Consider the following 10,237-nt stretch of genomic DNA (forward strand, 5'->3'; position numbering starts at 1 on the left):
TATTTTGTATCTTTTGCTATGCACCCTTAAAGCTTTTTTTAAACAGTTCGTCTCCTTTTTGGAGAAGGAGGAGGATCTCCTGGGTTGGGGTGTGCAGGAGGAGGTGCAGGAGGAGGTGCAGGAGGAGGTGCAGGAGGTACTAAATTCATTTCAAAAATAACGGGTAAATGGTCACTGACAAATACCCTTAAAAACTCTGCTGCACGTCTTGCTGGGGTTACGATTTGTGGAAGAGGTTGCTGTCCAGCAAAAGGGCCATTACCTGCGGGAGGACTGAACATCTGAGGAAAACTTCCTTGCCCAATATCAAAAAATAACGTAGTGTTGTTTAATACATTATTAATTCCAGGATGTGGTGGCAAAGGAAAATTTCCTTGGTGGAAAATAGGAAGTAATCTGAACATTTGAATTATTGCAGGAGGAATCTGAAAATTGGCTAAACCTAAACCACCACCTGTAACTGCTTGCAATAAATCATAGATATCGCCGAAAGCATGATGAGGTGCTTCGGCTGCTGTAAAACCACGATAAAATATGTTGTCAATAGCCGACCTGCGATAATGCTCAGTATTATTGGACAATACAGGATTTCCAGCACCTATTATAGGATGTTTTAATTGTACAGTTGATTTATTTTGTGGATTGTTTGCAGGAGTCAGGAGAGCAGGAGGAGGAGGAAAGGCTGGTGGAGCAAGAGGAGGATTATTATTAACTCTTATATTTTGATTAGGTGGAGCTACCGTGGCATCATTACAGCCAGCACCGTTATTGTTAAAATCATCAGTATAAGCGGTGTAATGGAGTGCATTACCATTAAGTCGTGCGTTAAAATCGCCACCAACTATTGAGCGAGTATTGTGTATATATTGATTGGTATTGTAATCGTATGCTTCATATAGTGATCTTGAGGTTGCACAATGATACATTGCTTGCACAGGATCAGATAAAGGTGCGTGATATATCGTAATAGGGATAAGGTCATTCCCAAAGTTATTTACTTTAATAGTGCAGAAAGCTGGTCTTCTGCTACCATTCCATAATATTGCCCTATCCGCACCGGGAAAAGTCAATAAATCCCAATCATTGATACCACCAGGATTATAGTTTTGAGTTCTACCAGAAAGAACTAAACTAAGGATATGTTGCGGTACAATTACAGAGTTAACAGCAGGTAAAATCAAATTATCTGTTAATGTATAGCCACCGGGAACAACAATTGGATTGACTCCATTTATGAGTTGATTTAGTTGAATTCCAGTTGGACCTATTTGAGTATTTTGTGGTATTATATCCCCCTGATTCAATAGCATTGGTAATGGTGCGCCTCCTGGGGGAGGCACTGTACCAAGAGGAATTGAATAGTGAGAACCTAGATTTATTGCAAAATTATTAAGAATTCCATTAGATTGAGTATTAATAATATGTCCATTGGGCAAATTTTCCATTGGTCGAGCCTGTCCTTGTGGTGTGGTTGTTAGTGGGTCAATAGGAGCAGCCGACTGCATGATAAATTTGCTAATATTTAGCCTCCAAAAAACAGCATAACCTTCTCTACGACCTTGATTTGTAAAGTTAACATTGTTCGGATTATAATTTGCTCCAAAACCATTAAAAACAAGAGAACCCGGTATCCAATCGTAATACCAGTGTGTAGCAGGAGCTAAGTTGTGCAATGCTTGTTGTAATAAGGCTAAGGGATTTACTCCTTGATTTTGAACAGCATTTTGTTTTAACTCCATCAAACAAAGGATATCAGCATCCACATTTTGAACAACCTGAGCTATAAAATTACAAAGGGGAACATAATTTCCTCTTCGTCCGTCGTGAGCATCTCCAAAATTTTCAACATTCCAATAGATTATTTTGATGTTTGGCATAATGATTCTCGATAATGATACTGCTCTATTTTATTTGGTGAAATTTCTCTAATTAAATCTTCAGCTTGTTGAAAAATTTTACAACCAAAAGCCCTAATTATGGCTGAGGGTTTTGGAAAGCGATCACCGTAATGTCTTTTTAGCTCTTGTTTCAGTCGAGCAAGAATGGTTTTTAGGGGGTCATTGACAATCGTTAATGTCATGGTTAATCATTCTTTTAGGGTAGGGGTTGAATTAGGGGGGAGCTGCCGAGGGAAGCTCCCTTCGATACGCTTTCCGCATTTTAACAGAGGACTAGAATAAAGAGCGATTATTTCAAGATATTTTAATTTCTTAACCCGTCCTGTTTATGATCATAATTTTAGCAATTTGTTTGAGAATTTGCAATATATCCTCTAACTGATTTCTCCGGGGTAAAAGCAGGGAAAAAATGTTAGAAAAGTCATATTGAGGAACGCCTTGAGTCAGCATTTTGATAAACATAAATTCATCACCGTTACCTATCAAACCATAGACCGGTATTTGAGGGTTAGGATTTGCCATCATGTAAGTCATTATTTGCGGTAAAGCAACAGGAAAAGCAATAGTAGATTTGGATTCAATGATTAACACCCACAGTTGTGGAGCAATAATTAAAGTATCAATTCTCCCCCGTAAGATTTCCTCCTCTTCTTCTATTTCTAGTTCAACACTTGCTTCCGTGGTGACATAGAAAGGTTCATCATATAAACCCGCTAATGTCAGTAAAGGAGAAATGAGTAATTGATTGATAACTCCTTCGGTGAGAGAAACTCGTTTTCTATGACGTAAAAACCGTCTTTTAATTTGCTCTAGGGTTTCTTTTTCTTGATCCGTTAGTTCAGGTAAGTCCTGTTGCCATTCCTGAAAGAATAGCTCATTATCTGTAGGAGATAATTTAAACTTTTGTTCAAGAGCTTCTAGGGTGGTGATAGTTTTAGAAATAGGGTAAGTCTGTATCATAAGAAATTCCTCAGAGAATTGGGAGTGGGATGGGAGGCGATCGCTTTTAATTTTCCATCATTTTTTAGCTAATTTGGAGCAAAATAAAAGGCTATAGCTTCATAATATAGGCTAACGCATAATAGGGTGGGATGTTGTTATGTGCTTGTCCAGCACCACTTTGATTGATAGCCAAGTTATGAGTATGTTCCCCCTTTCCCCCAGTCGGTGCTGAATTAGGAGTCCATTGTGCCACAGGGTCTCCGTATGTATAGGCGTAGCTGTTTGCATTAGCCCAATTATTTGCATTGTTATAAACATTTGCTTGTATCATTCTCTCCTGCCCCCAACCTTCTCCACCACCACCACTATCCGTTGGGATGATATGCCGGTGCTGACTACTTTCTGCTGTTCCAGTATGTCTGTGAGGAGGCATTTGTGCTTCGGTTAGGGTTACAGTAGCCTGACCCCCAGTAGTCTTAACTCCATAGTTAGATCCTGCACCTACTATAAACCGATCTCGCAAATCGGGTGTACCATTCTGGCCATCACATAAAGCCCAACCAACAGGAATTTGATTGACATCCCCAGCCCACATTATAATCATTCCCCTTAAAACGACTGAAGTATTACCATAATTCAACAGTTCATAGTAAGTTGTTTTCAGATGAGCATTAAGTCCTTTATGGGGTTGACAGACTTCCATTGCTCCCGCTCGTCCTTTGACAAATAAGAGAACATAGGGAGAACGCTCAGGAAATTCACCTTTTTCTGCCTCAAAAGCCCTGAAAGCCTTAATGGAGGTCAATAAAGTTTCTGCAGCTCCACCTCTAGGAGCATTCCTTATAGCATCCCAACTAGCTACTGCAACAACATCACCATTAGCAACATTGTTTTGATCATTAATCCAATTTGCCCAATCATTCCAATAACTTTTATCGGCAAAAATATCATGAGAAGTGCCTTTTTTATAACTACCATCAGGACGAAGAATAACTGTATTTAATCCCCTGTTATTAGTCATAGTAATTGCAACATTAGCAATTTTTAAAAACGTATTATTTCCTTCGGGAGAGTCAAAAGCAGAACCTCTTAAATAAATCTCATAATTTTCATAAATCAGAGGATTTCCACCTCGGTAAATTGTGCCGCTAACATTGAGATCGCCTCCCTGTACGTTTAATTTGAATTTCCCTGGGTCGCTGATACCAATCCCTACATTACCTTCCTTATATAAAATGGGCATTTTCTCTATGGTGCAAATAAAAGTTCCATCCCAATAACCCGGAATATTTTCATAGCGTATATAAAGATTGGTCTGACCGGAAGGAAGAGAAGAAATGATATTGTTAATTGTTAATTCAATACCCTGTTCCTGTCGTAACTCAACGTTTTCTTCATTTTGATTAGTTATTGTCCAAGTTGGCGATTCTCCTTGAGTCTCTTTAACAATTTTCCACTCCTCTATATGTCTTGCCCTCAGTCGAAAATCTTTTCCTTGAATCCCTATTCCTTGTACTTGACTTGTGGTTCCCAAAGCCCAATCTTTATTCTGCCCTTCTTCTTGAACATCAAAAGAGATAATAAACTTAGAGGCATTATCCCCCTTACTATCTGGAATCAAAGGAATAGATTTATCTTTTAATACATTAACAATTTGCAAAGTTAACTTATTGGTCGTTGTGCCATCATTCAAAATCCGATTAGAGCCTACAAAACTGACATGAAGCGGAATATTCTTCTTCCCTCGATGATCGATAACGCTGAGCTTTTTTTCCCGGTAATAATGAGTTAAAGTCTCTCCTTGATAAGTAAACTCTGGACATAAAAACTCAACTCTGGTTGTTCTTGCCCCTCCCGCTGCTGAAGCACTGACGTTTGGCAGGGTTAAAGTAACGACCTCATTAGCTGATAAGGTAGTATTAGTTGTTAAGAAATAGAGAGAAACTATCCCATCTGCTTGAGTAACAGGAGAACTCATACTCCAATTACTTTGGGTTTTTAAAGCCAATTGCTGTAAAGATTTAGGCGATAGAGTATCAGGTCTAAATCTTAATTCAAAATGATAATTATTTTGAGTGACTGCTCCACTTTTTGCTGGTAAATTAATCTCTTTTTCTGTATCATTTTGAATTTCAAAAACCAGTTCTTCTCCCTTAGTATCATTTTCAATAAAGATAACTGACTTTTGATCCTCTCCTTCATATAAATTAAAATCAAGAGGATAGGCAAGATTAAAAGCGGCGATCACCGTTAAATCATCATTCATATCCTGTTTAATTTCTTCTGGAGATAATGCCTTTTTATAGATGCGAAGATGAGCAATTGTTCCCGCAAAATAGTTAGCATAAGCTTCATTGCTTCCTCCTCTACGTGCTAGATAAAGAGGTGAATCATTTTGTGTTTGAGATTGGGTTGTATCATCCGTACTATTTTCTTCACGTCCATCTAAATAAAGCCGCAACTTGCTCCCTTCTTTCACAAAAGCAATGTGATAGAATTGCTCACTATTAAGTTTAGTTGTGGTGGTGATAGAGGGATTATTAGAACCATCATATCTTGCTGCATGGATTGTTTGGCTATCACGCATATATCTGATGACATAGGGATAACCTCTACTACCATTCCATTTTTCAATAATATCGTTGTCACCATTGGTTTTAAATGGTTGTTCTTTGGCTATTTTTATCCAACTGGCAACGGTAAAATCTTGATTAGTTGCAAAGTTAATGTCCTCTGAATTAGGAATTTCTATATAGTCTTGTCTTCCATCAAAAATGAAACAACTGCCAAAATGTTCATCACTCACAACTTGGGGACTACCATGAACACTATATTGGCTCTCAGTAGAAGCCGAAATATTCTCACTTAAAGCTGAAACATTCTCGCTTAAAAAAGCACTACGAACTCTTTGATTGTCTGCATCGGGGATAATGGTATCTAGTTTTAGATGTAGAACTAAGTCATTAGTGTTACTCATAATTAATACTCCTTGATTTAAAAAATTAACGGGTGAATTTTGAATAAACTTAGGGATTAGGACTATTAGGGTTGGGTGGCTCTTTTTTGGTGCTTAACTTTAACCATCCTTCTCGAATTTCTTGCTTGCCAGAGAAGATGGCATTAACATTAGTTTGACCTATTTTATCGGCAGTTGACCATTGTTCCTTTTCTTTCTCCAACCATGACCACTGATAACCAACTTCATCAGGTAAAGCTAAATTAATTTTACCATAATCTGTCAAGATAGGAGCAGAGAAGAAAGTAATTTCTATTTTCTCTAACGCTTGTTGATATTGATCCAGGGGAATATCAATTGATTTCGTCGGTAAAATTCCAGTAGTTGCGTGAACTTTTCCTCTGGGATCGATGAGCATAGTCAATAAAGTGGGTGGATCTTTTAGATTAAGATCAATATGCCAAGGATTGTTACCATTATGAAATTTAATAGCCGGATGATTAATTCCCTCTAAATCACTTTGAGGGGCATAAAATACATCCTTGAGACTTCCATTATCCCCTTCCAACCAATAACCTAATAAACCATCATTTAACTGTTTATATTCCCCTAAACGAATTGGAAACTTGACCTTTTCAAAGCCATCCGTTTCTCGGAAATTACGTCTTAAATCTTGCCAAAATACCCCCCAATCTTGGTTAATAGCTGGAAGTCCCTCTAATTCCAAATTTAAAGAAGCTCTGACTACGGCAATAGGTCGTCCCATTAACAGTGCTAAACCTTGATTTTGCGCTGAGTTTTCGGGATCAATGTTTTCTAAACCACTATCTAAAGCCGAAATAAAATCAGACAAAAAATCTGCTCCTTGCTTAAAATCTGATCCTTGCTTAATAATATAGTTAATCACTTTTTGTAAATGATCATCAATTTTATCAACGGTGATAACCGTATTTTCTCCCGGCGCAGCTTGCCATTGCGCTAATTGATTAATCGAACCCAACGCCTTACCCTGATTATCATAGATAGCGAGACTATTATCTAAATTATTAGGCAATATCCAGCCACAAATAGGAGTAGTAGCTGGATGACTATTCATTTCCTGTTCCCCTTCAATTGCAGATAACCAACGGAAATTAATGCGCGCCGGTTGTACCAAACGAGGAGGTAAAGATATCAGATAGGGACTGCCCGGAGTCGTCATCTGTTCAGGAGTGATAATATTTCTAATATCTAAATCTTTCACCTGTCCAAAAGTATCCACCAACCGTAACCGCAAAATCTTCATTACCCCTGAGCGAATTGGGTTAAAATCATTTAAAGGTTCTGGCGCACTACGGATACTTTGTTGTACCATTTCTTTTATTTCATCTGTAAAAGGCTGATAATCATTAAATCCTAAAGGATCAGCAATAGGTAACTGTAAGGTCTGTTTGTGCATCAATAAAGCCTCGTTAAACCCTCCTAAAGCTTGAGATAGACAATTTAGGCTTAAAAGATTTTGATAAGCTCTAATGGCAGTATAAATGGGGTCTTTAGCTTTTTGATCCGAGAGTAGATTAGTGAAAATTAAATTAGGATTACTAGGATCATAACAGGGTTTTTGCTCATACCAAGCTTGAATGGCTTGAATCTTTTCTTGTTGGTCTAAGTTGGTCAAAGAATTTGGTTTGTCCTTATACCAATCTTGGATTCTTTTTTGGTAAGCTTCTTCTTGTTCAGACAGGTTTAGTTCGTAATATTCTTTAGCCTCATCAGGTAATTGTTTCTTTAAATAAACTTCTATTTTTTCCTTAAGCTTAATTCCGGCATGGGGTGTTAAAATACTCCGACCACTATAAACATTAGCAGCTTTAAGAACAGCCCCCTTTCCGTACTGTAAAGAAAGCTCTGGCTCGTTTTCTTTCAAGGTATAATTATCCGTAATAAACTCAGCATCATATTGATGATTATAGGTGCCATGATTACAGCCATTTTGGAGGGGAAAAACTTCTACCTCCCACTCTAGTAAAAACGGATGCCAAGGTTGTTCTTCCCAAGTGCTAAAGCCAATATATTCCCCTGTTTTATTGTTTTCTATCTGATCAATTTTACCGAGAATAGACGAAAATCCATTCAGAAAAATGTCCTCTTCCTGTTGTAAAATCTCACATTCTAACAGTCCATCATCCCTCAATCTTCCATCTTGTCCATGGCGAATGGTGGGTTTTACCCCTTCCCCCGCCATCAAGACAACTGGTTCTGTTGGTTGCCAATAACGGGAACTGGCAATAGGTTTCAGGGTGTAAGGTGGTGGAGCTTTTAAAATTAGCTGAGGGAAAGAAACTTCTAAAAGCAGACGATTGCAACGGACTAATTCTTCTTCGTTTTTAGTAAAAATTAAATTTAAGGCATCTATAATTTTTCCTTGGTTTTTCCCTGCAATTTTACTGGACAAATCGGGGATTAACTGCTCAATTCTTTTAATTGGCTCTGTTTCGTTTTTAGTAAAAATTAAATTTAAGGCATCTATAATTTTTCCTTGGTTTTTCCCTGCAATTTTACTGGTCAAATCGGGGATTAACTGCTTAATTCTTTTAATTGGCTCTGTTGTTCCCTGTTCTAACTGATTAATCAATTTTTCCCAGTCTAAAATATCACTAACTTTTAATTTACACTGGGTAATATTTACTTGAGTGATTGCCTGTTGTAATTGAGTTAAAGATTCATTCAATAACTTTTCATAATTCTCTAGATTATTCAGTTTTGCCTTTAAAGGTTCAATTCCCTTCTCCTCAATATAATATTTAACTTCATCAATATCAGGATACTGAGCGGTGCTACCTTGGGGGGGATAAACACTTAACATATACTTATACCAATCAGAAAAGAGTTGCCGACGCATTGACTCAATTTCATCGAAAGTACAGTCATATTTCTGTTGAGATAGATTAAGCTGATTCAGTTTAGGAGCTATATTATCGGGTAAAGTAACTTCGCTCTGAGCTTGAGCATCTTCAGCATTTGCTGTTGTAGCGTTTGTGCTTCCTAAAGTAATTGTCCATATTGTGCCAGATGAGACCGCATTAAACCCTTTTTCATGGCGTGCTTCCTCAAACTTAGCTGTTAGATCTAACTGCCGATGTTCTAGACTAGAAGATAGGGTTAAAGCTTCTAATTGATCTTCAATAATAGATTGAGAATTGTTGTCAATTTTTTGACCTAAATAAGCAGATAATGCCTCCGTTCCCGTATTTCCTACAGCCACTTCTACCGAAATTTCTTTCTCTGTATTGGTTGGAGAAGCAAACTTTAAGCGGGCATAGCAGAGCATTCTTTGAGGTATTTGTTTATTGCTTTTAACGGCAACCGCCCATTTTAATTCCTCTTGTATGGCTTTGATTAATTCCTGTGTAGTTAATTGAGATTTTGATTTGATGAATTGATTGAAATAATCCTTTTCTAAGTGACTATACCACCCAATCACATCATACTGTAACCCATCAGTATTTTCAGGAGAATAATCATCATAAAATCCAAAAACACTGTGACAATTGGGATAAAAAGCCGCAAAAGTCGGTTCACCATAACCTACCGCCGTCAATAAGGGTAAGTATTCAGCCTTGGGATCATTTTCTAACCAAGCTTCTATAGGCAGTTTGCGACCTAAATAGCGAAATGGTTGATGATTACCATTTTTTATCTCAATGGGATAAGCAATACTACCTAACTGCTCCCCTTCTCCTTCCCGATAAAGATAATCACTCTCCACCACCCATTGACGTTTTTCGCCATTAAGATTGCGTGTTACTAACCAGCGATTAGGAACTGATGGGAAAACTGTCTTTTTATCGCTATCTTGAATACCTTTTGTTAAAGCATCGGGTAACGCCCAATGTAAATGGATTCCCCCTTTCAGGTAGAGATTTTGATTTTGAAAGGGTTGGGAAACAATCTCCTCGCTGATATGAGCAATATTCGGATTTACGTCTCTTTTTCTATTAAAATAAGGAATTATGCTCAAATCTGCCATCGCCTCTACAACTAGGCGCTCTCTTTTCAGATAGAGAGCATCCAAATGAACAGGAATCATTAAAATACTATTGACCATGTTCTAATTAAGATTACAAGCATTTATTGTTGCCCCGATTCTAACAGGTTTAGTTTTCTAATGTTAAAATCTTTAGTTTTTATGCACAAATCAGATGGAAGCATCTCATTTATGCAAGTGAGTAATTATACTTGTCCCTAAAACTGTTTTCTAGCAAGGCTTTCAAAATAGCTTGACATAAGTAGGTAGGTGTTAAAAGTTGTCAGATCCCCCCCTATCCCTTATAGGGATCTTTCTTAACAATTTTTTCAGTAAGCACTCCAACCCTTATCCTGACTTGATTTCAGTTTTTTCTTTGTCAGTAAGGGTGTCAACAAGGAATATTACAGATTGTTAACCGAGTCTTGAAAGCCA

The 10,237-nt window shown here is 37.6% G+C and carries 5 protein-coding genes; all 5 read right to left on the bottom strand.

Annotated features, from left to right (window positions below; genetic code table 11):
- Positions 1-38 precede the first annotated feature (38 nt).
- Positions 39-1,877, bottom strand: coding sequence for an endonuclease/exonuclease/phosphatase family protein (locus tag IM485_RS06150; RefSeq protein ID WP_287741961.1), 1,839 nt, complete (start codon positions 1,875-1,877; stop codon positions 39-41).
- Positions 1,859-2,080: a hypothetical protein gene (locus tag IM485_RS06155; RefSeq protein ID WP_287741963.1), complete on the bottom strand. Its 222-nt coding sequence runs from the start codon at positions 2,078-2,080 to the stop codon at positions 1,859-1,861. Before IM485_RS06155 ends, IM485_RS06150 begins: the two co-directional genes overlap by 19 nt.
- A gap of 130 nt (positions 2,081-2,210) precedes the next feature.
- Positions 2,211-2,858 (bottom strand): type I restriction endonuclease subunit R, encoded by a 648-nt coding sequence (locus IM485_RS06160; RefSeq protein WP_287741966.1) that lies wholly within the window; start codon positions 2,856-2,858, stop codon positions 2,211-2,213.
- Between the two features lie 91 nt (positions 2,859-2,949).
- A complete protein-coding gene (locus IM485_RS06165; protein ID WP_287741968.1) occupies positions 2,950-5,817 on the bottom strand; it encodes a LamG-like jellyroll fold domain-containing protein in 2,868 nt (955 codons plus the stop codon).
- Between the two features lie 49 nt (positions 5,818-5,866).
- Positions 5,867-9,883 (bottom strand): hypothetical protein, encoded by a 4,017-nt coding sequence (locus IM485_RS06170; protein ID WP_287741970.1) that lies wholly within the window; start codon positions 9,881-9,883, stop codon positions 5,867-5,869.
- Positions 9,884-10,237: the final 354 nt, after the last annotated feature.

The organism is Microcystis sp. M169S2 (assembly GCF_020245865.1).
Lineage (GTDB): Bacteria > Cyanobacteriota > Cyanobacteriia > Cyanobacteriales > Microcystaceae > Microcystis > Microcystis ichthyoblabe_A.

Bases quoted from the DNA above. Each gene is read 5' to 3' on its own strand.
- IM485_RS06150 (WP_287741961.1), bottom strand. From the start codon at position 1,877: ATGCCAAACATCAAAATAATCTATTGGAATGTTGAAAATTTTGGAGAT.
- IM485_RS06155 (WP_287741963.1), bottom strand. From the start codon at position 2,080: ATGACATTAACGATTGTCAATGACCCCCTAAAAACCATTCTTGCTCGA.
- IM485_RS06160 (WP_287741966.1), bottom strand. From the start codon at position 2,858: ATGATACAGACTTACCCTATTTCTAAAACTATCACCACCCTAGAAGCT.
- IM485_RS06165 (WP_287741968.1), bottom strand. From the start codon at position 5,817: ATGAGTAACACTAATGACTTAGTTCTACATCTAAAACTAGATACCATT.
- IM485_RS06170 (WP_287741970.1), bottom strand. From the start codon at position 9,883: ATGGTCAATAGTATTTTAATGATTCCTGTTCATTTGGATGCTCTCTAT.